Raw genomic sequence first — 22786 nt, 5'->3', positions numbered from 1 at the left:
GCTTGGTTTATTGCGCATGCGCTCCACATCGCTACATGCAAATCCTCGAAGCACTTGCGTCGTCTGGAGGGAATAAGGGGCGGTTTATGACGTCACGGCGGGTCTGGTTGCTGTCCCAACTCGTGCGCCGGATCTGGTTCCGCGCAACGCTGTTTTCCATTCTCGCCATTGCGACGGCCTTGATCGCCATCGTGCTCGCTCCCTTCATACCTGGCGACCTATCGACCCGTATCGGCGCGGACGCCGCGGGCAATATCCTCGGCATCATCGCGTCCAGCATGTTGACCGTGACGACGTTCTCGCTCAGCACGATGGTTTCGGCCTACTCCGCAGCGACCAGCAACGTCACGCCGCGTGCGACGAAACTCGTCATGGAGGACAGCACGACGCAGAATGTGCTCTCGACCTTCGTCGGATCGTTCCTCTTCAGTCTCGTCGGGATCATCGCCCTCAACACTGGCGCGTACGGCGATCAGGGGCGCGTGGTGCTGTTCCTGGTTACGATCGGCGTCATCGTGCCCATCGTCGTGACCCTGCTCCGCTGGATCGACCATCTCGCGAAGTAACGCTCGCCGCACCGCCGAGACGCCAAAGGAAGCTTCGCGGCACTCTGCATCGGCGAAGCGCTGACAGACTTCCGTCTCATCCATAGCCGCAAAGTTCCAGACTATGCGGCTTTCTCAATCGGGCGCCGCGAAATCCGGGCTTGGCGACGGAAGAGACATCCACGCCAACCGGCAAAGCGCTCAACTACGCGACGTCCGGTAGGCCGCCGATCAACTTGTCCAGCGTCACGGGATAGTCGCGCACGCGAACGCCGGTCGCGTCGTAAATGGCGTTGGCGATCGCAGCGGCCACGCCGCAAAAACCGAGTTCGCCGACCCCCTTCGCCTTCATCGGCGACGACATCGGATCCGTCTCGTCCATGAAGATCACCTCCTGATGCGGAATATCGGCATGGACCGGGACTTCGTAGCCGGCCAGATCATGGTTGACGAAAAAGCCGCGGCGGGTATCGACAACCAGTTCTTCCGACAGCGCGGCGCCCGCTCCCATCGTCATCGCGCCGATCACCTGGCTGCGGGCGGTGATCGGATTGAGAATCCGGCCGGCCGCACACACCGCCAGCATTCGGCGGATGCGGGTCTCTCCCGTCGCCCTGTCGACGCCGACCTCGACAAAATGCGCGCCGAACGTCGATTGCTGGTGCGTTTCGGAGAGCTTGCCCCATTCGATCTTGTCCTCGACCGTGATCCCGTCGGGACCGGCTGCCTCCGACAGTGGAACCGAGCGGCTGCCGGAGCGCACTTCGCCATTTTCGAAGCTGACGTCCTGCGTGTTGAGGCCGAGCTTCTTCGCCACCGCCTCGCGTAATTTGACGCAGGCGGCATAGACGCCCGATGTCGAACAGGTGCCGCCGAACTGGCCGCCGGAGCCGGAGGAGACGGGGAAGCGGGAATCGCCGAGATGAACGGCCACCTTTTCGAAGGGAAGGCCCAGCATTTCAGCGGCGGTCTGGGCGATAATCGTGTAGCTGCCCGTGCCGATGTCGGTCATGTCCGTTTCGACGGTGACGACCCCGTCCTTGTCGAGCCGCACCCGCGCGCCGGACGGAACCAGCAGATTGTCGCGGAAGGCGGCAGCCATCCCCTGCCCGATCAGCCAATTGCCGTCGCGCCGCGCGCCCGGCGTGCCGCGCCCCTTCCAGCCGAACCGCTCAGCGCCGAGCTTGAGGCAGCCGATAAGATCGCGATGCGAGAACGGGCGCTCCGGATTTTCGGGATCGACCTGGGTGTCGTTGAGAATGCGGAACTCAACCGGATCCATGTCAAGTTTTTCCGCCATTTCGTCCATGGCGATTTCGAGCGCCATCAAGCCGGGCGCTTCCCCCGGCGCGCGCATCGAATTGCCTTCGGGGAGATCGAGCGTCGCCAGCCGCATCGCCGTCATGCGGCTTGCGCCGGCATAAAGCAGGCGCGTCTGGTTGACAGCAATCTCAAGCGGCCCGCCCGGCAAGTTTCCCGACCAGCTTTCATGCCCAATGGCGGTAATTTTTCCGTCGCGCTCAGCCCCGATGCGAATGCGCTGGATCGTTGCCGGCCGATGGGTGGTGTTGTTGGCGACGAAAGGCCGCGGCAGAGCCACTTTGACAGGGCGTCCGGCTGCGCGCGCACCGAGAGCAGCCAGAACGGCGTCCGCCCGCAGAAACAGTTTGGCGCCGAAACCGCCGCCGATGAACGGCGACATCAGGTGGATTTTTTCCTTGTCGATATCGAGCGTCGTCGCAAGATCGGTGCGCCACCAGTCGATCATCTGGCTGGATGTCCACACGCTCACCTCATCACCGTCCCACGCTGCAATGGACGAATGCGGCTCCATCATCGCTTGAGACTGGTCTGGAGTCATATAGGTTTCGTCAAGGCGTGCCGCAGCCGCCTTAAAGGCAGCATCGAAATCGCCGACGGCCGTATCCGGCTGCTGCGAGTCGTCAGGCTTGACGGCCGATCCCTTCGCTTGTGCGAGATCGTAGACGCCGTTTCCTTCGTCATATTCCACCTTTACCAGCACGGCCGCCGCACGCGCCTGCTCGAAGGTGTCCGCCACAACGACAGCGACTGCCTGATGATAGTGCTGGACCTCATTCCCGCCAAACAGTCTGGCGATATTGTGCTCTCCCTTCTTGAGCTCGCCGATCTCCGGTGCGGTGACCACGGCGATAACGCCAGGTGCCTTTTTTGCGGCAGTCGTATCCATCGATTTAATCCGGCCCTTGGCAATGGAGGAACCAACCGGATAGCCATAGGCATAGCGAATGTCGGGATCATGCCACTCATAGGCATACTTCGCCCGGCCGCTGGTCTTAAGTTCGCCGTCGATGCGGCGGATGGGCCGGCCCACGACCGTGAGCCGGTCTATCGGGTTGGTGGTTGCTGGTTTGTCGAACTGCATGGATTACTCCTTTGCCCCCGCGATGACGGCGCTGAGCGTGCGCGCGACGAGATCGACCTTGAAGCGGTTCTGGTCGGTGGGCCGGGCATCGGCGAGAAGCACCGACGCGGCCGCCTTGGCGCCTTTCGGCAAGACGCGCTCCGCCGCCTCCATACGCCATGGCTTATGCGCGATGCCGCCAACCGCCATACGGCCCGTTCCATCGGGCTGGACGACCGCGCCGACCGAGACCAGCGCGAAGGCGTAGGACGCGCGGTCGCGCACTTTCCGATAGATGTGTTTGCCGCCAATCGGCGGCGGCAGCACCACAGCGGTGATGAACTCGCCGCGTTCGAGAACGGTCTCGATGTGTGGTGTGTCGCCCGGCAGACGGTGGAAATCGGCAATCGCGATGGAGCGTTTGCTGCCGTCGCCCTTCACGGTTTCGACGGTCGCATCGAGGGCGCGCATGGCCACCGCCATGTCGCTGGGGTGAGTGGCGATGCAGGCGTCGCTGACCCCGACCACCGCGTGCTGGCGGCTGAAACCGCCGATGGCCGAACAGCCGCTGCCCGGATGTCGCTTGTTGCACGGCTGGTTGGTATCGTAAAAATAGGGACAGCGCGTCCGCTGCAACAGGTTTCCAGCCGTCGTCGCCTTGTTGCGCAACTGGCCGGATGCGCCGGCAAGCAGCGCGCGCGACAGCAGGCCGTAATCGCGGCGGACGGTTTCATGCGCGGCCAGATCGGTGTTGCGTACCATTGCGCCGATACGCAAGCCTCCCTCGGCAGTCGCTTCGATCGTGTCGAGGGCGAGGCCGTTGACGTCGATCAGATGCGCCGGCGTTTCGATCTCCAGTTTCATCAAGTCGAGAAGATTCGTGCCGCCGGCGATGAACCTGGTATCCGCATTGGAGGCCGCGGCCTTCGCTGCGGCCTCGACGGAGGAGGCCCGCTCATAGGTGAAAGGTCTCATGTCGGTGTCTCCGCGACTTCGGTGATGGCGTCCAGGATGTTCGAGTAGGCCCCACAACGACAGATATTGCCGCTCATCCGCTCGCGGATTTCGTCTGGCGTGATCGTCGCCTGCGCGGTCAGATCGGCTGTTACATGGCTGGGAATATTCGCTGCGATCTCTTCCAGCACCGCCACGGAGGAACAGATTTGGCCGGACGTGCAATAGCCGCACTGGAAGCCGTCATGCTTGACGAAGGCCGCCTGCATCGGATGCAGTTCGCCCGGCTGTCCCAGCCCCTCGATCGTCATGATGTCGTCGCCGTCATGCATGACGGCAAGCGTCAGACAGGAATTGATGCGGCGCCCGTCGACGATCACCGTACAGGCACCGCATTGACCGTGATCGCATCCCTTCTTTGTGCCAGTGAGATGCAGATGCTCGCGCAGCGCGTCGAGAAGCGTGGTTCTGTTGTCGATCTCCACACTATGCATCCGGCCGTTCACGGTGAATGTCACCTGAGATCCATGATTCATTGCAGCTCCTTGCGACTGGCCCGCCGCTTCTCCGACAAGCGCCGTAACCGCGACAGTGGCGGCCGTGGACGCCACCAGGTCGCGGCGGGAGATTTCGAGTTGAAGGCTTTGCATAATCTGCACCAGTTCGTTGGAAGATCCTGACTGCATCGTTTCGTCCGGCGGACGCACCGTCATGTCGCTACTGCGTCGTCACCGCAGGCTGAAGGTCCGGCGAACCGTCCGCCGCGGGATTGGTCTGGAGTTCGGCGATCAATTGCTTCATCTCCTTGATCTCCCGGACCTGAGCTTCGATGATACCGTCGGCGAGTTTTCGCACGCGCGGATCCTTGATATGCGCCCGGCCACTCGTCATGATCGCGATGGAATGGTGCGGGATCATAGCCTTCATGTAGGAGACGTCGTCCACCGTTTCCTGGCTGCGCACTAGCCAGAGCGAGAGACCGAACACGACTGTCGCCACCACGACGATCGCTACATTGACCATGCGATTTGGATACATCGACCACATGAAAGACAGCATGACGATGACCATCGCAGCGCCCATGAGAAGCGCCATCCACATGCGTGTCTGGCTATAGAAAATATGATCGGCGGCGAACGTGTTCAGGTACATCAGGCCGAACATCACGACGGTCGAAACCGCGATCATGAAGCAGAAGCGGGCATAGCTCATGTTTCGTGTTCCCATTCAGCGGTAAAAACTGTGCGCAGAATACGAAACTCGCGGGCGAAGAAATTGTGCCGCCCTGCCGCCAGATAATTGCTTTCGCTCGGTCGGTGAAACCAGTTGGGTCGCATTTAGACCACCTCTGGCCGATGCATGATTAATGCTTCATTCTCCTGTCAGCAATACTGGACGGCACGGGTGGGATGTTCCAAACTTTCTAAGAATCTATGGGGGTCTTCCCTGCCCCGTACTGCTGTAATCCGCAGCCGCGCACCACCCGGACGCAAAACTCGCTATCTGGAGGACACCATGAGCGACACTGGCATCCCCGTTCCCGAAGGTCCAACGGAACTGATCGACACGACGTACACGATCGGCCAGGACAACATCACGCCCCGGATCGGCCCCTTCGGCCTCGACGTTCACAACCCGGTTTTCCTGATCTCGGGCCTGACCATCGTCGGCTTCGTCTTCCTGACGCTCGCCTTCCAGCAATATGTCGGACCGCTCTTCTCCGGCCTGCGCGACTGGCTGACCGCGACTTTCGACTGGTTCTTCCTGGCTGCCGGCAACGTCTTCCTGCTGCTGTGTCTTTTCCTGATCGTTTCGCCCTACGGCAAGGTCCGCATCGGCGGGCGCGATGCCGTGCCGGATTATTCCTACTCCGGCTGGTTCTCCATGCTTTTTGCCGCCGGCATGGGCATCGGCCTGATGTTTTACGGCGTATCCGAGCCGATCTCCCATTACTCGTCCGCCGTCGCGGCGGATGCCGGAAGTCCGCAGAGTTGGGCGCCACTCGGCGGCGCGGCAGGAGATACAGCGACCGCTCGGCATCTCGGCATGGCCGCGACGATCTTCCACTGGGCCCTCCATCCCTGGGCGATCTATGCCGTCGTCGCGCTGGCATTGGCGCTGTTCTGCTACAACAAGGGCCTGCCGCTGACCATGCGCTCGATCTTCTATCCGATCTTCGGCGAGCGCGTCTGGGGTTGGGTGGGGCATGTGATCGACATACTGGCCGTCTTCGCTACGCTTTTCGGCCTTGCCACCTCGCTCGGCTTCGGCGCCGAACAGGCCAATGCCGGTCTCAACCATCTGTTCGGCGTGCCGGTCAATGACGTCTCCAAAGTCGTGCTGATCGTCGCGATCACGGCCGTCGCCCTGGCTTCGGTCGTGGCCGGGCTCGAAGCGGGCGTCAAACGTCTTTCCGAGATCAACATGATCCTCGCGGCGCTGCTGCTTGCCTTCGTCGTGGCGGTCGGGCCGACACTGGCCATTTTTACCGGCTTTTTCACCAACCTCTTCGAATACGTGCGCTACCTGCCGGAACTGTCGAACCCGTTCGGCCGGGCCGACGACAATTTCCGCCAGGGCTGGACCGCCTTCTACTGGGCCTGGTGGATTTCCTGGTCGCCCTTCGTCGGCATGTTCATCGCACGCATTTCGCGCGGGCGCACGGTGCGCGAGTTCCTCACCTGCGTGCTCATCATCCCCTCGTTGGTCTCCGTCTTCTGGATGACCGCCTTCGGCGGAACGGCGATCAGCCAGATCGTCAACGACGGCTACCAGGCCGTGGTCGATGCGCCGCTGGAGCTGAAACTGTTCGCCATGCTGGAAGCCCTGCCCCTTCAGGCGATCACGAGCTTCATCGGCATCGTACTGGTCATCGTCTTCTTCGTGACCTCGTCGGATTCCGGCTCACTCGTCATCGACACCATCACCGCCGGCGGCAAGGTGGACGCGCCGGTTCCCCAGCGCGTTTTCTGGGCAAGCTTCGAGGGCCTCGTCGCCATCGCCCTGCTGCTCGGCGGGGGATTGGGCGCTTTGCAGGCGATGGCGGTCTCCACGGGCTTTCCATTCACCATCGTCCTGCTGCTCGCCTGCTTCGCGATCCTCAAGGGCCTTGCCAACGAACCCCGCTAGAGACGTTAGAATCGAGACCCTGAAGCGCTCACGGGCGCTTCAGGAAGCTTGGGACACGGAGCAGGCCCTCGGCACATCGCGAGATTACTTATTCACACGGCATTCAGATCGAGCAGAAAACTCCGTTCAGACGGAAAGAGTAACCGGCTCTAGGACTTCAAGGCCAAAGCCCCGGCCGCTGCGATCATCGCACCACCGGCAACCCGCCGCGCGGCGGGCCGGTAGGGCCATCCGTGAGAAGCTCTGGCAATCGTGGCCGCGGTCATCGCATAAGCGATCTTTACGCCTGCTACGGCAATCAACGTGATGGCCGCGATCAAGGCGACATTGATGAACGTCATAGCGGTCAGATCGATAAACAAGGGAAACAGCGCTGCGTAGAAAAGGATGGCCTTCACATCGCCAAGCGTCAGCAGGATACCAGCGGCGAAGCTTATCCACAGGCCGCCCCCCCGACCATCCGCGCCGGCGCCATTGATCGCAGCAGTTTCGTTTCGCAGCAGGCTGATCCCGAACCAGAATAGATAGGCTGCTGCGGCGTAGCGCATCATGGCAAAAGAGACCCCCATCGCTTCGGTCATCGCGACCAGCCCGGCAACGGCGAAAGCGACGAAGATCAGGTCGCCCACGGCTATCCCGAGGGACGTCGCAATGCCATGGCGTACGCCACGGGTCGCCGAGCGGACGACAACGAGCGCCACACTGGAGCTAGGCAGAGCGGCCAGCGCGATCATGGCCAGGAAAAGCGACAGCGATCCCAAGAATGTCATAAGCATATCCTCCAGCCGATAGGCCGCAAACAAGGCGGCAGGTTAGGATCGCAGTGCCGTGCGTTGCAAGTTGCCGGCCTGAAGATGCACGGTGGATAGCGGCAATATCGTCTTTCTTTCCGGCTGGAGGCACAACCACGCGGATGTTAGGACGCAAATGGAGTACAGATCAACACGACCGAAGCAACGGCAGCCAAGATCATCACCGCGGCAGAGGCCCTGTTTTACGAACACGGGCTGCGCAGCGTTGGTGTCGATGCGATTGCCGAGCGCGCCGGCGTGACCAAACGCACCCTCTACAACCATTTTCAAAGTAAGGATGCTCTGATCGCCGCCTATCTGGAGGCCCGCGACAGCGCGACAGTGGAACGTTATCGCAACTGGCTGGGTGACCCCACCTGACCATTGCCCGAGCGCGTGGCGGGCATGTTCGCCGCCCTTGCAGAACACCCCCAAAACCCCAGGTGGCGTGGCTGCGGCTTTACCCGCGCGGCTGTCGAACCGGCCGGTCAGCCGGGGCACCCTCGATCCACTTAATAAGTTTGCTGCACGCGATGACGGCATCAGGCGCTGGCATAGTTCCACTCCAAAAGAGTGATTGGCCGTTAGAATGAAACTGCGATATCGAAGATCGACTTCTACCCAACGGGTTGGCGAGCTTGCAACCGCGATCGCTCGCGCCCAATTCTGCAGGTTGGCACTCTTTGTTCTGATGCAAGCGACGGGCAGATCGCAGGGATGGCATGCTTCCCAGGCAGACCGATCGCCTCGACATCGTCACAGCGCGCCGTCGACGATGACCATGGGGCGGCCACGCGAGCAAGCTTCGATCCGTGCGTCAACACGATAGATATCGCGCAGCATCGCCGGAGTGATCACGTCCGCCGTCGCACCGCTCGAAGCCATTTCGCCATCGGCGATGACGATCGTGTTTGTGCAGTAGCGGAGCGCGTGATTGAGATCGTGCAGCGCGATGAGCACGATCATACCGGTGCGAGCGGCAAGCCCGGCGACAAACTCGAGGACGTCGATCTGGCGATGCAGGTCGAGCGCGGAGGTCGGCTCGTCCATCAGCAGGACTTCCGGCTTGCGCACCAGCGCCTGCCCGAGGGAGACAAGCTGCCTCTGACCGCCTGAAAGGGCGTCCAGGCCGCGAAACGCAAGATCTTCGATGCGCAGCGCCTTCAGGATCACGTCGATCTCGAACAGTTCGTCGTCCTGCACACGCCAGCTTCCACCCTGTTTGGTGGCAAGCAGCAGCGATTCGTAGACCGTGAGCACGGCGTTCGAGCCGGTATCCTGCGGCATATAACAGATCGCCCGATCACCACGCGTCGCGTCGGAAAGCTGGACGACCCCGGGACCGGAAATCAGGCCGGCGATGCGCTTGAAAAGCGTCGATTTTCCCGCGGCGTTCGGCCCGATCACGGCCGTGGTCGCGCCGGGCGTCAAAAGCTCGATCGCCACCTTGGACAAAACCGTCGTGCGGCCATAGCTGGCGCCGAGGTCCTTCAGCACCAAGCTTACCATGCCCGCCTCCGGTTCGAGAAAATCAGGACGAAGAAGAAGGGCACGCCGACAAGCGCGGTGATGACACCGATCGGCAGGATGGCACCCGGGATCAGAACCTTGCTGACGACTGAGGTCGCCGAGAGCAGCAGCGCTCCGCAGATCATGGCGCCCGGCAGGAAGAAGCGCTGGTCCTCGCCAACGACCATGCGCGCGATATGCGGGCCGACAAGACCGACGAAACCGATCGTGCCCACGAAGGAGACGGGAATGGCGGCCAGCAGGCTGACGACGAGCATCGTATGAAGGCGCAGGCGGCGCACGTTCACCCCCATGCTTGCCGCCTTGTCGTCGCCGAGCCGCAGAGCCGTCAGCGCCCAGGCATTGCGGATGAAGAGCGGCAGCGTCACGACCAGGATGGCGGCGGTGACGAAAACCTTGCCCCAGGTCGCCTTGGTCAGGCTGCCCATCGTCCAGAACACGACGGCCGCCAGCGCCTGTTCGGAAGCAAGATATTCGAGCAGCGACAGGGCCGCGTTGAAGGTGAAGACCAACGCGATGCCGAGCAACACGATCGTCTCGACGGTGACGCCGCGCAGCGTCGAGGCGAAATGGATGAACAGCGCCGCCACCATGGCCATGACGAAAGCATTTACCGGCACCATGTACTGAACCGCGCCCGGAAAGATCGCGACGCCGCCGACAAGCCCCAGCGCCGCGCCGAAGCTGGCGGCGGCCGAAATACCGAGAGTGAAGGGACTGGCGAGCGGGTTCGACAGGATCGTCTGCATCTGTGCACCGGCGACAGAAAGCGACGCCCCGACCATCACGGCCATCAGCGCGATCGGCATGCGGATGTCCCAGATGACGACACGCAGTTGATCACCCGCCGTTTCAGGTGAGAAGAGCGCGGAAAGCACCTGCGAGAGGCTGTAGTTCGCCGGCCCCAGCGCCATGTCGATGGCAATGCTGGCCGCCAGCGCGACCGCAAGGCCGCTCAGGATGAGAATGCGCCGAAAGGCAAGGGCGCGATACTGATCGCGCCCCGTTACCTTCGTTTCGATCGCCGCAGCGCTCATTGCCTATTCACCCTTCAGCGAGACGAAATATCCCGGCTTGTAATCGAGCGGCAGGAAGCGCTCATGCAGTTCCTTGAAGGTCGCTTCCGGGTCTAGATCCTTGAAGAGGTCGGGGTGGAGCCACTTGGCGATCTGTTGTATCGCGACGAATTGGTAGGGATTGTTGTAGAACTGGTGCCAGATCGCGTGGATATTGCCGTCCTTGACCGCCTTGATGCCGGTAAAGGCCGGGCGCTTCGTCAGGTTTTCCAGCTTCCGGTGCGCCTCCGCGGCATCCGCGCCATAACCGACGCCGATCCAGTTGCCGCCGGGAACATAGCCTTCCCACATGCCGCCGGTGATGATGACCTGGTCAGGATTGGAGGCGATGATCTGCTCCGGATTGACCGCGCCGAACGTGCCGGGAATGATGTCCTTGGCCATGTTCGTGCCGCCGGCGAGCTCGACCATCTTGCCGAAGTTCTCGTTGCCGAAGGACATGCAGCAATCGTCGGAATATCCCCCTGCCCGTTCCATGAAGACGACCGGCTTTGCGGGATTGCTCTTCTCCAGGACATCCGTGACCTTCCTGATGGCATCGGCTCGGAAGGCAATGAAGTCCTCCGCGAGCTTCTCCTTGCCCATCAGCGTGCCCATGACGCGCATGCTCGGCTCGGTGTTCTCCATCGGCTTTTCGCGGAAGTCGACATAGACGAGCGGAATGCCGACCTTGGCGAGCTTCTCGATATAGCCGGCCTCTTCCGTCGCGGTCTTGGCGTCGACATTCATCAGGATGACGTCGGGCTTCAGGGCTACCGCCTGCTCGATGTCGAACGTGCCCTCCTTCATGCCGCCGAAGGTCGGCAGCTTGGCGATTTCCGGATATTTCGCGAGATAGGCGGCGTAGGATTCCGGATCGGCCTTCGGCAGGTCGTCGCGCCAGCCGACGACATGCTGGAACGGGTTTTCCTTGTCGAGGGCGGCGAGGAAGTAAATCTGCCGGCCTTCGCCGAGGATGACGTGCTTGACCGGCACATCGACTTCAACGTCGCGGCCCGTCACGTCCTTCACGACGATCGGCTCGGCCATAGTCGGAAGCGCGGTGGACAGGAGAAGGCCGAGGGCGAATATTGCCGACTTGCCTGAAAGACGCATGGGTTTCATCTCCAGTGAAAACTTCCGGCAGGTATTATTAGGCGACTTTCATAGTCAAGTTTTATCTTTTAGAAGCGTTCGAATCTGGAAATGAGGGCAACAACATGCAGAGCGAGCCAATGGCGGATGGCGCCAACTTCACGTTGCGTGATGAGATCAAGGCTTACTGGTCCGCCCGCGCGGCGACTTTCGACCAGTCGCCCGGCCATGAAATTTTCTCCGAAGAGGAACGGGCTGCCTGGCATGAACTCATCGAGCGGCATCTTGGCTGGGGCGCCGGCCGCAAGGCGCTCGACCTTGCCAGCGGCACGGGCGTGATCTCCCATCTAATGGATGATCTGGGCTATCGCGTCACCGGCATCGACTGGTCGGAAGCCATGCTGGAACGGGCGCGCGCCAAGGCGGCCTCACGCGGCCGCTCCATCCGCTTCCATCTCGGCGATGCCGAGAACACGCTCGAGGCAGACGACAGCTACGACGTGATCGTCACCCGCCATCTCGTCTGGACGCTGGTCGATCCCGAAACCTGTTTCCGCGAGTGGCTACGGGTCCTCAAACCGGGCGGCAAGCTGCTGGTCATTGACGGCGATTTCGTCAATGCGGGCCTTGCCGAGCGGCTGGTCAAGCGCCTTGCCACCCTCCTCGAGCGAACCGGCCTCGTCAAGCCGCAGGCCCCACACGCGCCGGCGATCATGGCCGGCACGCATGAGAGCATCCTGTCGCGTGTCTATTTTTCCGGCGGTGCGCGGGCCGAGCCCGTGGCACGCCTCATCGAAGAGGCTGGCTTCTCGCCAGTGACAATCGACACGAACCTTCGGCGAGTTCACGACGCGCAGGCAGTAAATCTCAGTTTCTTCAAAGGCGTGGCACGTGGGCTTCAGCACCGTTACGCAATCGTTGCGGAAAAATCGAAAGGTTAGAGTAACCGCGCCGCTCACAGTGACCTAAAAGGCTGTTACGAGTCGATCACAGCAGAGTTATCATTAGCCAAGTCAGCAAGACCATCACGACCTGGTACATCGATCCGGACGCGGAAGACTGAATGTCGGACGACGGGCAAGCCCAACCCTCATCGAACGGGAGCTGCGCGAAAGACAGTTCGTCCTACTCTGCCTCGACTTCAAGCCCATCGTGGAGGCGTATGAGATGGCTGGAGCTAAACCTTTCGGCAGGGCCGCAGGAATCGCGCGATGGCTCTAGAAATGGCGCGAGAACTGATTGCCACATTGATTTTGCTCTTGAGCGGAATCGAATCGGCGGCCGTACCGTTAAATGCTGACACGGCACGCGGGGCGCGCGAAGACGCAAAAGCGCATAGATCGCAATGACCGCGCCCCAAAAAATGACCAATCGACTTCCGATTAATCTTGCGAATCGCATAAGTGTGCGCTTATGTGACGGTATGATCGAGAACGACATATTCCGAGCCTTGGCCGACCCGACCCGCCGCGCGATCTATGAGAAGCTGGCAGAAGGCGGCATGAATGCCAGTGCCCTGCGCGAGGGCATGGAGATCAGCCAGCCGGCGATGTCTCAGCATCTCTCGGTCCTTCGGAGCGCGAAACTGGTGCGAGAGGAACGTCAGGGGCGTTTCGTGAACTATGAGGTCGATCCGGAAGGGCTCACCCTCATCGCTGAATGGCTGGAGAAGTATCGCGCCTACTGGCCTCAGCGCGTCGAGGCTCTCAAGGTATTGCTGAAGGATATGGACCAATGAATCATGGAAAGATCGAAGAGCAGAAAAATGGCATCGAACTTGAATATGAGCTCGACGAGCCGCCGCAAAAGGTCTGGCGGGCGATCAGCATTCCGGAGTTTCGGGAACACTGGCTGCCGAAGGAGGCACTGGCCGATCCCGAAGCGGACTCCGTCACGCCCGGCGAGGAAATCCGCTACAGGATGCGCGACAGTGCGCCGCCATTTCTTGAAAGCACTGTGACGTTCAGGATCGCCCCGAACGCGGTCGGCGGAACCAGTTTGCGCATCATCCACGAAATGACGGGCGCAAGGTTCGACCGGATGGCCACAGCGGCGGCCAACAACAACAGCCTACCCTTCATGCTCGCCGCTTGACGCGGCGGGATTTCCGCCAAATTCGGGAAAATGGAGTTCGCCGATGTGCGAAGCGATGCAACTCGTCCCCATGGTCATAGAACAATCCAGCAGAGGGGAACGGTCGTTCGACATCTACTCCCGCCTTCTGCGCGAGCGCATCATCTTCCTCAATGGCGAGGTGAACGATGCCGTTTCGGCACTGGTGTGTGCGCAGATGCTGTTCTTGGAGGCGGAAAGCCCGAAGAAGCCGATCAATCTCTATATCAATTCGCCAGGCGGGGTCGTGACCAGCGGCCTCGCCATGTATGACACCATGCGATACATCCGCGCACCCGTGCATACTCTGTGCATGGGCACCGCTCGCTCGATGGGATCGTTCCTGCTGATGGCGGGCGAACCCGGCCAGCGCGCCGCCTTGCCCAATGCCAGCATACTCGTCCATCAGCCGTCCGGCGGTTTCCAGGGGCAGGCGTCGGACATGCTCATCCATGTCGAGGAAATCCTGAAGACCAAACAGCGGATGACACGTCTTTACGCCGAGCATTGCGGACGCTCCTATGAGGAATTCGAGCGCGCGATGGACCGTGACCGTTTCATGACAGCGGAAGAAGCGCTTGAATGGGGTCTAATCGACCGCATCCTGGAACACAGCGAGGAACCTCCGGTCACGACCACGCCGCTAATCTGATATCCGCATACGCCGCCACATCGAGATTTGCGGACACGAACGGCAGATTGTGCAGCGCTTCCATCACCGCTGCAGCGTCCAGTCCGCGAAGAGAGACGATGTGAGTTCCAATGAAACGATCAGTTCGGCGAACACAATCAGCGCCCTTTTTCAAATCGTCCGGTGGATGGCCGCCCAGGCATAGGCGAATCCTGAGCGCCTGTCTGACCGACGCGACGGAGCCGCACTCCGATCATGGACGGCGGCGTGTTGATAGATAGATTGATGCGAGGGCCGGAACGTGCTGCTAAATGACGCGGTTTTATACTTATGACTGCTCGGCCGCCTTCGGCTCAAGAAATCGCCTGACCATCGCGGTCATGAGTTTTCTGCTCTCGTCAAAGCCGATGCCCGGCACCATCAGCGGCAGCATCGGGGCGGCGTCGACGATCGCAATCAGCATCGCGGCGGTGTGTTCAGGGTCCAGACCGCGATCGACCTCGCCTTTTGCCTGACCTGCCCTCAGGGTTTGCGCAAGCAGTTTCCTCACTCCTGCGGTGTTGTCGGCAAGAATGTCGCGGACGCGATCGTTGCGGCCGGCTTCAGCCAGGAGTTCGAATAGAATGCGGCAATGCGCCGTGTCGTCCCAGCTCGACATACTCCAGATTTCCGACAGCAGCACCGTCGCCACATCCCCTGTCTCCTGTCGACCAAAATAGGTGTGCAGCGTCGAAAGATATTCGTCTGCCATCTGCTCGATGATCGCATCCTTGCTGGGGAAGTAGTGGTAGAGGTGGCCCGGACTCATCCCCGCTTCCTTGCAGATCATCGAGATCGAGGCACCCTGCAGCCCATATCGCAAAAAGCAGCGATGGGCTGCGTCCAATATCTCCTTCCTCTTTCCTTCATGCTGCTCCGGTACACGTACGCGGCCCATATGCCCTCCTAAATAGAGCGATCGATCGATCTATCTTGACGACCTGTCAAAATTTCGAATAATTAGAGTTGCTGTTCAATCTATTATAGAAGATGCCGCGCGTCCAGTTCAATCGGATCGAGGCGGCCGCATCTCCTTGAAGGGGTATCATGAATAAAACCGTCCTGTCGTACAAAGCCGTTGTGGCGTGGTTGCTCACGGCGTTCTTCCTGTTCGGTGCCTGCGGAAATACGTTCCTATCTGCCGATTACGCCGCCGCTTATGCCCGTTGGGGCTATCCAGGCTGGTTCCATTACCTGACCGCTCTCTTAGAGCTTTGCGCGGCGTTGCTCCTGATCGGACACGGGACCCGTCTTTACGGTGCAACTCTGGGCGCCATCGTCATGGCGGCGGCGACCCTGACCACCCTTGTCCATGGTGACTACGACCATTCCACAGCGCCGGCAATTGTCCTTGCCGTTTCCCTTCTCGTGGCAGTCTTTAACCTGCCCGCGCGCAGCCAAGTCGCCTGAAACATTTCCTCGGGAGCTACCACATGACACAGCCAACCATGCAGGCGGGTGCAGAAGAGCGCGCAGAATCGGGCAACAACACATGGGCCGATCTTCTGGTGGCCCGCCATCTTGCCATCCTCACCGTTCTTGCCAGCGGCGTTCTCCTTTACGCTATGAACCTTTACTTTACGGCAGCGCTGATGCCCTCGATTGTTGCGGAGATCGGCGGTCAACATTATTATGCATGGGTAACGACGTCTTTCGTCGTCGCCGCCATCGTCGCCTCGCTCTTCGTTAGCCGCGTCCTGGACTGGAAAGGGCCAGGGACGGCCTATGTTCTTGGCCTCATCGCATTTGCGGTCGGGGCAGCGGGTAATGCCGCAAGCCCAAGTATGGAATTGCTGATTCTGGGCCGTGTCGTTCAGGGCCTTGGCGGGGGCCTGCTGGCAGGTCTCGGCTATGCGGTAATTCGGTCGGCCCTGCCCGAACGTCACTGGGCGCGCGCAACCGGCGCCGTGTCGGCAATGTGGGGCATCGGCACGCTGTTCGGTCCGGCGCTCGGAGGCGTTTTTGCCGAGCTTGGTCTGTGGCGCTGGTCCTATGGCGCTCTCGCGCTTGCCGCACTCGCCTTCGCGGTTCTTGCGCAGCGTTCCTTTGGCGGCATGGCCGGATCTGGACATCGCACGACCGTGCCTGTGGCTTCACTTGTCCCCCTCATCCTGGCAATCGTCGCGATAAGTCTCAGCTCGGTCGTTCCGATCGGATGGCCTACATTCGCCATGATCGGAGTGGGACTGGTGCTTCTGGCGCTGTTCGTCATTGTAGAGCGCCGCACCCGCGATACGATCCTGCCGCACGTCACATATCGGCGCGGCAATTCGCTGAAATGGGTCTACCTCACGGTTGCCACACTCAGCGCCGGCGTGATGGTCGAGACATTCATTCCGCTGTTCGCGCAGAAGATCGCCGGACTTCAACCGCTTGTAGCCGGTCTTCTCGGCGCGGTCCTTTCACTCGCCTGGGTCATTGCGCAATTGTTCGTCGTTTCGATTTCGTCGGAGGCCGGCAGGCGGCGTGCCATCCGTCTGGGCCCACTCCTCTTAACCGGCGGACTCATCGCCTACGGACTGTTGCAGGTCCAGGGCGCCGATATTGCCATGGTCGCGATCTGGGCTGGGGTTCTGGCCATAGCCGGCGCCGGCATCGGACTAGCATGGCCGCTGCTCGGCGTTGCGGCCATGAGCGCGACGCGCGATCCCGCCGAAGGAGGAAAGGCCGCCGCGGCCATCACCACCACGCAACTCATCGCGTTCTCCGTCACCTCGGCCCTCTCGGGAACACTGATGACCGCTGGTGGCGAGGCCGTCGTCGACGCTGCCCGTTACGTCATCCTCGGTATCTCGCTTCTTACCCTTGCCGGTATCCTTACAGCCGGTATCGCGACGAGGCGATAGGGCATCATGCCCCTCCGCTGGTGGATTCCGTTTCCGCGGAGGGGCTATTGCAAGGAAGAGAGATGGCAATGGAAAAACAGAACACCAAGAACAGCCTGACAGTCGGAGACATTTGCCCGCCGCAGCGGCATCGCCGTCTCAACAGTGCATTTCTACAAGGTGAAAAATTGCTCGTCCGTCACAAGCGCGGAATTTGAATCATGCGTGGCAGAGAGCTTTCGCGCCTTCTCGGCCATTCTCCGACCCAAGATAGACATTACTCAGCTTCGGCGCCCCCCTCCTTCAGCCGTTCACGCGCCGCGTATGCCAAGCTCCCCAGAAAAGGCTGGAAAAGAATTTGCTTGGCGTTTCGAAGCCAGCTTCAGCGAGGAGGTTTCCCACCCGTTCTTCTGATTCCGGCGGAGCAGCGCCGCTCATAATCTTGTTGAGCTTTCGCTGAACCTCATCTTTGTCCGCCCCGCCCATGCGCCAGCGGTTTGCCCACGCCGCCAGCAATAATGGTTCAGAAGCATAATTTCTGTAGTTCCCGGCAAGGATCAGAGACGCTCCTGGTCGCAAACGCATAGCGATTTCGTCCAGGAGCGTTTCCTTGCCGACGTCGTCCGGAATATGATGCAGGACACCTATCACGAGCGCCGCATCGAAAGTGGTTTCGGGCGGAACGGCCAAGAGGTCGCCATAGACAAAGGTCACTCGTGAGCTAAGACCAGCCGCCTCGATCTGCGCTCTGGCAAGGTCAAGCATCGGCGTGGACGGATCGACTGCGACAAAGCTCCAGCCGGACTCGAGACCCGCTGCTGCGAGCACTTCTCCCCCCGTGCCGCCAGCGCCGACGACCAGCACTTTAGCATCTCGGCGCTCCGGATGTGCGGCAGCCAGGATGCAGGCCGAGAGCTCATGGCAGGCGTCATAACCAGCAAGCGCGATCCGCGCCTGGCGGGCGTATTCCTCTGCCCGGGACGCATCGAATTTTGAATGTGAACTCTGTTCCACGACGATATTTGCCTTCCCTGCACGAGGTGATTATCCGCTTCAGGAAATGATAGGAGATTTTAAAACACCCAAGAGGAAATTTTCATGACTGAAAATCCCGAAACGAAGCAAAAGCATGACCGGTTGTTTGCTTTTCTCCAGGCATTTCCGCTCGAAGCACACCCGAGCGATACGATTGAATCCGCAAACCTGCTCATCGCGGCGATCCCGGATGCACAACATCCGACACACATTTTCTATCGTCCGCGCACTGGAGGGTCTCTCGGCACCATGGTGCTGCTTGCGACCGCCAGCCTCGATTTCGGCGGTCATTGTAATCCGCTGGTCGATGCGCTTCCGCAAGAGATCGTCTTTGAGCTTGCCGCGGAACCGCAGCTCGCTGCGCTCTCGGAACTCTTTATGACCGAGCGATCCTTCTCGCGATGCGGCAGCGGATTTATCGGCAAGCGGCTGAGCGAGATCCTCGTCATCTATGCGATCCGGCGCGCCATTGCCGAGGGAACGGTCACCGCAGGTCTTCTAGCAGGCCTTGCGCATTCGGAACTTCATGCCTGCCTCGTTTCCATGCACGACGATCCCACTCGCCCGTGGCGCGTTAAGGAGCTGGCGGAGCTTTCCGGCATGAGCCGAAGCCGGTTTATGAGGGAGTTTGCCGAAACCGTGGGGCGTCCCCCGCTTGCCTATCTGGCGAGATGGCGCCTCACATTGGCGCAGCTTATGTTGTCCAAGGGGTACAGTGTCAAGGTGGCTGCCGGACGCGTCGGCTTCGGCAGCGCCTCAGCCTTGTCGCGCGCCTTCTCGCGTCACTTCGGATACGCCCCGAGCGAAATCGGAAAACATCATCGGCCACTGCGGACACAATAAAGCAGCATTAATCGCGCCGGAAACCAATGATCGCTTTGTCCGTGTGGACGTCATTCGTGCTGATGGCCGCTGGCGACTGCTCACCACTCGATTGCGACCTGGCCTTGCCGGTGCTCGCCAATCGGCCAGGCGTTCATTCGGTTCGGCGAAGACGTCTCCAAGGTCGAGCGAGACCGCGATATGTGATTTGCCCTCGACGACATCCCATACGCGGCGCTCCACCTCGACCTCGAATAGGCGCCAGCAATGGGGACATCCTGGGTATCTCTTGCTGCCATCCAGCGGGCGACAACATCCCGCTTGATCGTTCGGCCCAGCTTTTCGCTCTCTTAATCCATGGTGGAGTTTATCGCGCTTCGCGTTCACATTCGCCGGCTTCTTCAGCACAAACGTCTTCGCGCCACGCGAGGGCGCGCATCGACAGAAGGATCAATGCGGTTCAAATCGCTTGAGCATTTGCCTCAGTTGATCATTTTGAAGCCGGAGCTTCACTGCCAGTCGGGACCGCAGCTCCGTGATCTCGCTGTCCAGCGCCGCCATGGGGTTTGCCTGGATTGGCCCGGCCTGCTTCGCCAAAGCAACGTCCAGTTCCGCATCCCTGGCGTGATCCGGCACTTTCGCCCTGGTTTTCCGATGGATTTTCGGCGATGCCTTGCGCTGAGAATTTCGACGTTCGGCGCCCACGGTGCCTGTAGCGCGGTCCGGGGCCAAAGCAGGGACTTCACCGGCTGGCGTCACGTAAGCGACGTCTGCCGCGATTGCCGGCGGTGGCTCCTGACGATCCCCGGTTTCGATCTTGCCAGCTTGCGATGCCGCCGATGATTCTCGCCCAGGTGCAGGCTCGCCTTCGTTCGATGTTTCAGACGCGGTGGAATGGGCTCCAAGCGCACCGGCATTGTCGAGAATCCCGATGGGGCTGGCCTGGTCAACATGACGTTGATCCGCAGTCATGCCCCGAGACAGCAATCCGGTGAGAAGTTTCCAGGGCGACTTTACCATCGCTTCTCAACTCCCATCTTGACGTACGCTCCGGTAACCCACCGGGAAACGGAGACCCCCATGCAGCCGCCGAGCAACATCGCGCTGAAGCGAAAGGCCGGCCTGGCAGCCGACCAATCCTCCGACATCAGCTCAGTCAAGGCCGAGACGTTTGCGAAGGTCCGCGTTCTCGGTGCGGAGCTTTTCCGCGAGCAGCTTCCGCAGTCGCCGATTTTCCTGCTCGAGCTGGAGCAAATCCTCCATTTTCTCACCGGCAGCTGTGACAGGCGAGACAGCCTGCTGGGCGGAATCGACAACCTGATCGACAGCAGCCTTGGCTTTGCGCCCGCCTCGGCGAGCTGAGGGCTTCATCTCCGCTGCGACGCTTTTGCTACCCCTCTTTGCCCGGGCTTTCTTGACGGCCGGTGCTTCGACCGAAGCATCCGAAGATGCAGTTTCCGACACTGCGCTCTTGGCACGCGGGCCACGCTTCCTGGGCTCCGGCGTTTTCGACAGAGCAGTTCCGGTTTCAGTGGACGTCGGTTCGGTTACGCTTGTTTCGTCGGCCATTTGTTCCTCCGGAGGAAAGTTTGATGTTGGCTTTTGCTGAAGATCTGCTGTCAACGCGGGTGCGCGCGGTGCCTCGTCTCCCGCTGCATCCGAACCTGCGGGAGACCCGCCAAGCCGAGGGGCCTCCACGTTGTCGTCGTGCTCGGCGAACTGGCGCAAATCGACGCTACCCCAGATCGAATTGGATTGCGGCACGGGTTTTCGACGTACACCCTTGTACTCAACGACAAAGTTCTTTTGTGGCTTTTTCAAATGTTCGAGGCTCCAGGTGCGCTCATTTCGTCATGCGCAGAGAGATTGTCGCGCATAAAAACGCAAAGTCCGGCTCTGCACAAGGTGGGGCTAGCCGAGGCGTCCCGGGGCTGACGAAGGCGATGGACCAGAAAGTGGTCACGCGCAGCGGCCTCGTGCGAACGATCCAAGAGAAGGCATTATTCTGCGATTACCGCATTGAGTTCTTGAACGCTGAGGCGTAATTCCGACTGGGGCGAAGATGGAAGAGGTTCTGAAAAAAGGCAGCTTTACAATCGGCGAAGTTCTTCGCTTTCGCGGCTCCCACGCTGAAGCTCGCGCCTCCGACATTCTACTCCACACGCGACATCGGCCAAGCAATTCGCCATCAGCCGGCGCATCCGTGAGGCAATCGATATTCTGGGGTCAGAAGGAGCCGGGCATTCCGCAAGCGATGCCGCTCATCACCATCTTTCCCGCTTCACGTGACGACGCTGACCTGCCAGGGAACGAACTCGTCCTGACCGTAGCCGAAGAGCTCGCTCTTCGACGGCTTGCCTGACGCGCAGTCGAGGATCATCTGGAATATCTCCTGTCCGAGCCCTTCGATGGTCGCGGTGCCGTCGATGATCGTGCCGCAGTTGATGTCCATATCCTCTTCCTGGCGGTTCCAGGTCGCGGTGTTGGTCGCAAGCTTGAGGGAGGGCGAAGGCATGCAGCCGAAGGCGGAACCGCGGCCGGTGGTGAAGCAGATCAGGTTTGCCCCCGAGGCCACCTGACCGGTGGCCGAGATCGGGTCGAAGCCGGGGGAATCCATGAAGACGAAGCCGCTCGCGGTGACCGGCTCGGCATATTGATAGACCCCGTTGAGCGGCGTGGTGCCGCCCTTGGCGACCGCGCCGAGGGACTTTTCCAGGATGGTGGTCAGCCCGCCGGCCTTATTGCCGGCCGACGGATTGTTGTTCATCTCCGCCCCGTTGCGGGCACAATATTCCTTCCACCATTCGATACGATCGATCAGCTTTCGGCCAACCTCCTCGCTGCAAGCGCGGCGCGTGAGGAGGTGCTCCGCGCCGTAGACCTCCGGCGTCTCGGAAAGGATGGCCGTGCCACCGTTCTTCACCAGGAGATCGACGGCCGCGCCCAGCGCCGGGTTGGCTGTGATGCCGGAATAGCCGTCCGAGCCGCCGCATTGCAGACCGACGACGATGTGCGAGGCAGACAGCGGCTCGCGTTCGACGTCGTTGATCGCCGGCAGCATCGCCTTGATCTGCTCGATGCCATGCTGGATGGTCTTGGCCGTGCCGCCCTGCTCCTGGATGGTGAAAGTGCGCAGCCCCTCGCCGGCGGCAAGGCCACGCTCGGCAAGGATGTCGGAAATCTGGTTGGCCTCGCAGCCGAGGCCGATCATCAGCACGGCGCCGAAATTCGGGTGCACAGCATAGCCGGCAAGCGTTCGGCGCACCATCGCCATGCCTTCGCTGCGCGTGTCGACGCCGCAACCGATGCCATGGGTGAGCGCTACCACACCATCGACATTCGGAAAATCCGCAAGCACCTCGGGGCGCAGGTCGCGCCGGAAATGATCGGCGATGGCGCGCGCCACGCGGGCGGAACAGTTCACGCTCGTCAGGATGCCGATATAGTTGCGCGTCGCCACGCGGCCATCGGCACGACGGATGCCCATGAAGGTCGCGGGCTCGGCGGCCATCTCGACCGGCTCGGCCGCGCTACCGATCGCGAAATCGTGCTCCACCTCCGTCATGACGAGATTGTGCACATGGATATGGGCGCCAGCCGGAATGTCCGCACTCGCCGCCCCGATGATCTGGTTGTACTTGCGCACCGGCGATCCGGCCTTCAGGTCGCGCACCGCGACCTTGTGCCCCGCGGGGATATCCTGAAGCGTGGCAATGCCGAGATCGGGCAGAACGGTGCCGGCGGGGATCGCCTTGGCGGCGATCACGACGTCGTCTTCGGGGCGCAGGCGGATGATGGTCGAGATGGACATGGAATTTTCCGGAAACGATGCGGGGATGG

Annotated in this window: 23 protein-coding genes and 2 pseudogenes; 13 read left to right on the top strand and 12 right to left on the bottom strand. The window is 61.0% G+C overall.

Annotated elements, in window-relative coordinates; all coding sequences use genetic code 11:
- Positions 1 to 86 precede the first annotated feature (86 nt).
- A pseudogene (locus tag ShzoTeo12_RS19635) lies at positions 87 to 563 on the top strand (DUF2254 family protein); the annotation flags it as partial.
- Between the two features lie 187 nt (positions 564 to 750).
- Here the strand turns inward: ShzoTeo12_RS19635 and paoC are convergent.
- The 4 genes from paoC to ShzoTeo12_RS19615 all read right to left on the bottom strand — a co-directional run bounded on the left by paoC (position 751) and on the right by ShzoTeo12_RS19615 (position 5094).
- Complete coding sequence (paoC, locus tag ShzoTeo12_RS19630; RefSeq protein WP_318913764.1) at positions 751 to 2949, bottom strand: aldehyde oxidoreductase molybdenum-binding subunit PaoC; 2199 nt, start codon at positions 2947 to 2949, stop codon at positions 751 to 753.
- 3 nt (positions 2950 to 2952) lie between these two features.
- Positions 2953 to 3903 (bottom strand): xanthine dehydrogenase family protein subunit M, encoded by a 951-nt coding sequence (locus ShzoTeo12_RS19625; protein ID WP_318913763.1) that lies wholly within the window; start codon positions 3901 to 3903, stop codon positions 2953 to 2955.
- Positions 3900 to 4532, bottom strand: a complete 633-nt coding sequence (gene paoA, locus ShzoTeo12_RS19620; protein ID WP_318914327.1) for an aldehyde dehydrogenase iron-sulfur subunit PaoA — start codon at positions 4530 to 4532, stop codon at positions 3900 to 3902. The genes ShzoTeo12_RS19625 and paoA overlap by 4 nt, the downstream gene beginning before the upstream one ends.
- 67 nt (positions 4533 to 4599) lie before the next feature.
- Positions 4600 to 5094: a DUF305 domain-containing protein gene (locus ShzoTeo12_RS19615; protein ID WP_318913761.1), complete on the bottom strand. Its 495-nt coding sequence runs from the start codon at positions 5092 to 5094 to the stop codon at positions 4600 to 4602.
- 303 nt (positions 5095 to 5397) lie between these two features.
- On the opposite strand from ShzoTeo12_RS19615, the gene ShzoTeo12_RS19610 reads away from it, so the two are divergent.
- Positions 5398 to 7011 (top strand): BCCT family transporter, encoded by a 1614-nt coding sequence (locus ShzoTeo12_RS19610; RefSeq protein ID WP_318913760.1) that lies wholly within the window; start codon positions 5398 to 5400, stop codon positions 7009 to 7011.
- Between the two features lie 149 nt (positions 7012 to 7160).
- On the opposite strand, the gene ShzoTeo12_RS19605 is transcribed toward ShzoTeo12_RS19610, so the two are convergent.
- Positions 7161 to 7781, bottom strand: a complete 621-nt coding sequence (locus ShzoTeo12_RS19605; RefSeq protein ID WP_318913758.1) for a LysE family translocator — start codon at positions 7779 to 7781, stop codon at positions 7161 to 7163.
- Between the two features lie 168 nt (positions 7782 to 7949).
- Here ShzoTeo12_RS19605 and ShzoTeo12_RS28285 point away from each other — a divergent pair.
- Together ShzoTeo12_RS28285 and ShzoTeo12_RS19600 are read left to right on the top strand one after the other, a co-directional pair.
- Positions 7950 to 8057, top strand: a pseudogene (locus ShzoTeo12_RS28285) (TetR family transcriptional regulator); the annotation flags it as partial.
- A 3-nt stretch (positions 8058 to 8060) separates the two neighbouring features.
- On the top strand, positions 8061 to 8183 hold the full coding sequence (locus ShzoTeo12_RS19600; protein ID WP_318913757.1) for a hypothetical protein: 123 nt from the start codon (positions 8061 to 8063) through the stop codon (positions 8181 to 8183).
- Between the two features lie 375 nt (positions 8184 to 8558).
- Here ShzoTeo12_RS19600 and ShzoTeo12_RS19595 read toward each other — a convergent pair whose 3' ends face one another.
- The 3 genes from ShzoTeo12_RS19595 to ShzoTeo12_RS19585 are packed head-to-tail and all read right to left on the bottom strand — an operon-like array spanning position 8559 to position 11503.
- On the bottom strand, positions 8559 to 9311 hold the full coding sequence (locus ShzoTeo12_RS19595) for an ABC transporter ATP-binding protein (protein ID WP_318913755.1): 753 nt from the start codon (positions 9309 to 9311) through the stop codon (positions 8559 to 8561).
- The gene (locus tag ShzoTeo12_RS19590) at positions 9305 to 10369 is read right to left on the bottom strand and encodes an iron ABC transporter permease (protein WP_318913754.1); all 1065 of its coding nucleotides are present in this window, start codon (positions 10367 to 10369) and stop codon (positions 9305 to 9307) included. Before ShzoTeo12_RS19590 ends, ShzoTeo12_RS19595 begins: the two co-directional genes overlap by 7 nt.
- A gap of 3 nt (positions 10370 to 10372) precedes the next feature.
- On the bottom strand, positions 10373 to 11503 hold the full coding sequence (locus ShzoTeo12_RS19585; RefSeq protein ID WP_318913752.1) for an ABC transporter substrate-binding protein: 1131 nt from the start codon (positions 11501 to 11503) through the stop codon (positions 10373 to 10375).
- Between the two features lie 104 nt (positions 11504 to 11607).
- Here ShzoTeo12_RS19585 and ShzoTeo12_RS19580 point away from each other — a divergent pair, with 104 nt between their 5' ends.
- The 4 genes from ShzoTeo12_RS19580 (at position 11608) to ShzoTeo12_RS19565 (ending at position 14246) form a co-directional block, all read left to right on the top strand.
- The gene (locus ShzoTeo12_RS19580) at positions 11608 to 12423 is read left to right on the top strand and encodes a class I SAM-dependent methyltransferase (RefSeq protein WP_318913750.1); all 816 of its coding nucleotides are present in this window, start codon (positions 11608 to 11610) and stop codon (positions 12421 to 12423) included.
- 482 nt (positions 12424 to 12905) lie between these two features.
- Complete coding sequence (locus tag ShzoTeo12_RS19575) at positions 12906 to 13220, top strand: metalloregulator ArsR/SmtB family transcription factor (RefSeq protein WP_318913749.1); 315 nt, start codon at positions 12906 to 12908, stop codon at positions 13218 to 13220.
- Positions 13217 to 13576, top strand: a complete 360-nt coding sequence (locus ShzoTeo12_RS19570; RefSeq protein ID WP_318913747.1) for a hypothetical protein — start codon at positions 13217 to 13219, stop codon at positions 13574 to 13576. Before ShzoTeo12_RS19575 ends, ShzoTeo12_RS19570 begins: the two co-directional genes overlap by 4 nt.
- A gap of 43 nt (positions 13577 to 13619) precedes the next feature.
- Positions 13620 to 14246 carry an ATP-dependent Clp protease proteolytic subunit gene (locus ShzoTeo12_RS19565; protein ID WP_318913745.1) on the top strand — a complete coding sequence of 209 codons (627 nt, stop codon included), beginning with the start codon at positions 13620 to 13622 and terminating at the stop codon, positions 14244 to 14246.
- A 307-nt stretch (positions 14247 to 14553) separates the two neighbouring features.
- On the opposite strand, the gene ShzoTeo12_RS19560 is transcribed toward ShzoTeo12_RS19565, so the two are convergent.
- On the bottom strand, positions 14554 to 15162 hold the full coding sequence (locus ShzoTeo12_RS19560) for a TetR/AcrR family transcriptional regulator (protein WP_318913743.1): 609 nt from the start codon (positions 15160 to 15162) through the stop codon (positions 14554 to 14556).
- A gap of 149 nt (positions 15163 to 15311) precedes the next feature.
- Between ShzoTeo12_RS19560 and ShzoTeo12_RS19555 the strand changes: the two genes are divergently transcribed.
- The 3 genes from ShzoTeo12_RS19555 to ShzoTeo12_RS19545 all read left to right on the top strand — a co-directional run bounded on the left by ShzoTeo12_RS19555 (position 15312) and on the right by ShzoTeo12_RS19545 (position 17307).
- Positions 15312 to 15674 carry a DoxX family protein gene (locus tag ShzoTeo12_RS19555; RefSeq protein WP_318913741.1) on the top strand — a complete coding sequence of 121 codons (363 nt, stop codon included), beginning with the start codon at positions 15312 to 15314 and terminating at the stop codon, positions 15672 to 15674.
- Positions 15675 to 15697: 23 nt separating this feature from the next.
- Positions 15698 to 17110, top strand: a complete 1413-nt coding sequence (locus ShzoTeo12_RS19550; RefSeq protein ID WP_318913739.1) for an MFS transporter — start codon at positions 15698 to 15700, stop codon at positions 17108 to 17110.
- Positions 17111 to 17178: 68 nt separating this feature from the next.
- Positions 17179 to 17307 carry a hypothetical protein gene (locus ShzoTeo12_RS19545; protein ID WP_318913737.1) on the top strand — a complete coding sequence of 43 codons (129 nt, stop codon included), beginning with the start codon at positions 17179 to 17181 and terminating at the stop codon, positions 17305 to 17307.
- An 85-nt stretch (positions 17308 to 17392) separates the two neighbouring features.
- On the opposite strand, the gene ShzoTeo12_RS19540 is transcribed toward ShzoTeo12_RS19545, so the two are convergent.
- Positions 17393 to 18103, bottom strand: a complete 711-nt coding sequence (locus tag ShzoTeo12_RS19540) for an SAM-dependent methyltransferase (protein WP_318913736.1) — start codon at positions 18101 to 18103, stop codon at positions 17393 to 17395.
- Positions 18104 to 18187: 84 nt separating this feature from the next.
- Here ShzoTeo12_RS19540 and ShzoTeo12_RS19535 point away from each other — a divergent pair, with 84 nt between their 5' ends.
- Positions 18188 to 18967: an AraC family transcriptional regulator gene (locus ShzoTeo12_RS19535; RefSeq protein ID WP_318913735.1), complete on the top strand. Its 780-nt coding sequence runs from the start codon at positions 18188 to 18190 to the stop codon at positions 18965 to 18967.
- Between the two features lie 429 nt (positions 18968 to 19396).
- Here the strand turns inward: ShzoTeo12_RS19535 and ShzoTeo12_RS19530 are convergent, their stop codons facing one another.
- Positions 19397 to 19966 (bottom strand): hypothetical protein, encoded by a 570-nt coding sequence (locus ShzoTeo12_RS19530; protein ID WP_318913733.1) that lies wholly within the window; start codon positions 19964 to 19966, stop codon positions 19397 to 19399.
- Positions 19967 to 20026: 60 nt separating this feature from the next.
- Between ShzoTeo12_RS19530 and ShzoTeo12_RS19525 the strand changes: the two genes are divergently transcribed.
- A complete protein-coding gene (locus tag ShzoTeo12_RS19525) occupies positions 20027 to 20308 on the top strand; it encodes a hypothetical protein (protein ID WP_318913731.1) in 282 nt (93 codons plus the stop codon).
- Between the two features lie 919 nt (positions 20309 to 21227).
- Here ShzoTeo12_RS19525 and ShzoTeo12_RS19520 read toward each other — a convergent pair.
- Positions 21228 to 22757, bottom strand: coding sequence for an altronate dehydratase family protein (locus ShzoTeo12_RS19520; protein WP_318913729.1), 1530 nt, complete (start codon positions 22755 to 22757; stop codon positions 21228 to 21230).
- Between the last annotated feature and the right edge of the window lie 29 nt (positions 22758 to 22786).

It is taken from the genome of Shinella zoogloeoides (assembly GCF_033705735.1).
GTDB classification, from domain to species: Bacteria; Pseudomonadota; Alphaproteobacteria; order Rhizobiales; family Rhizobiaceae; genus Shinella; species Shinella zoogloeoides_A.
This window is presented reverse-complemented; position numbering and strand designations above follow the sequence as displayed.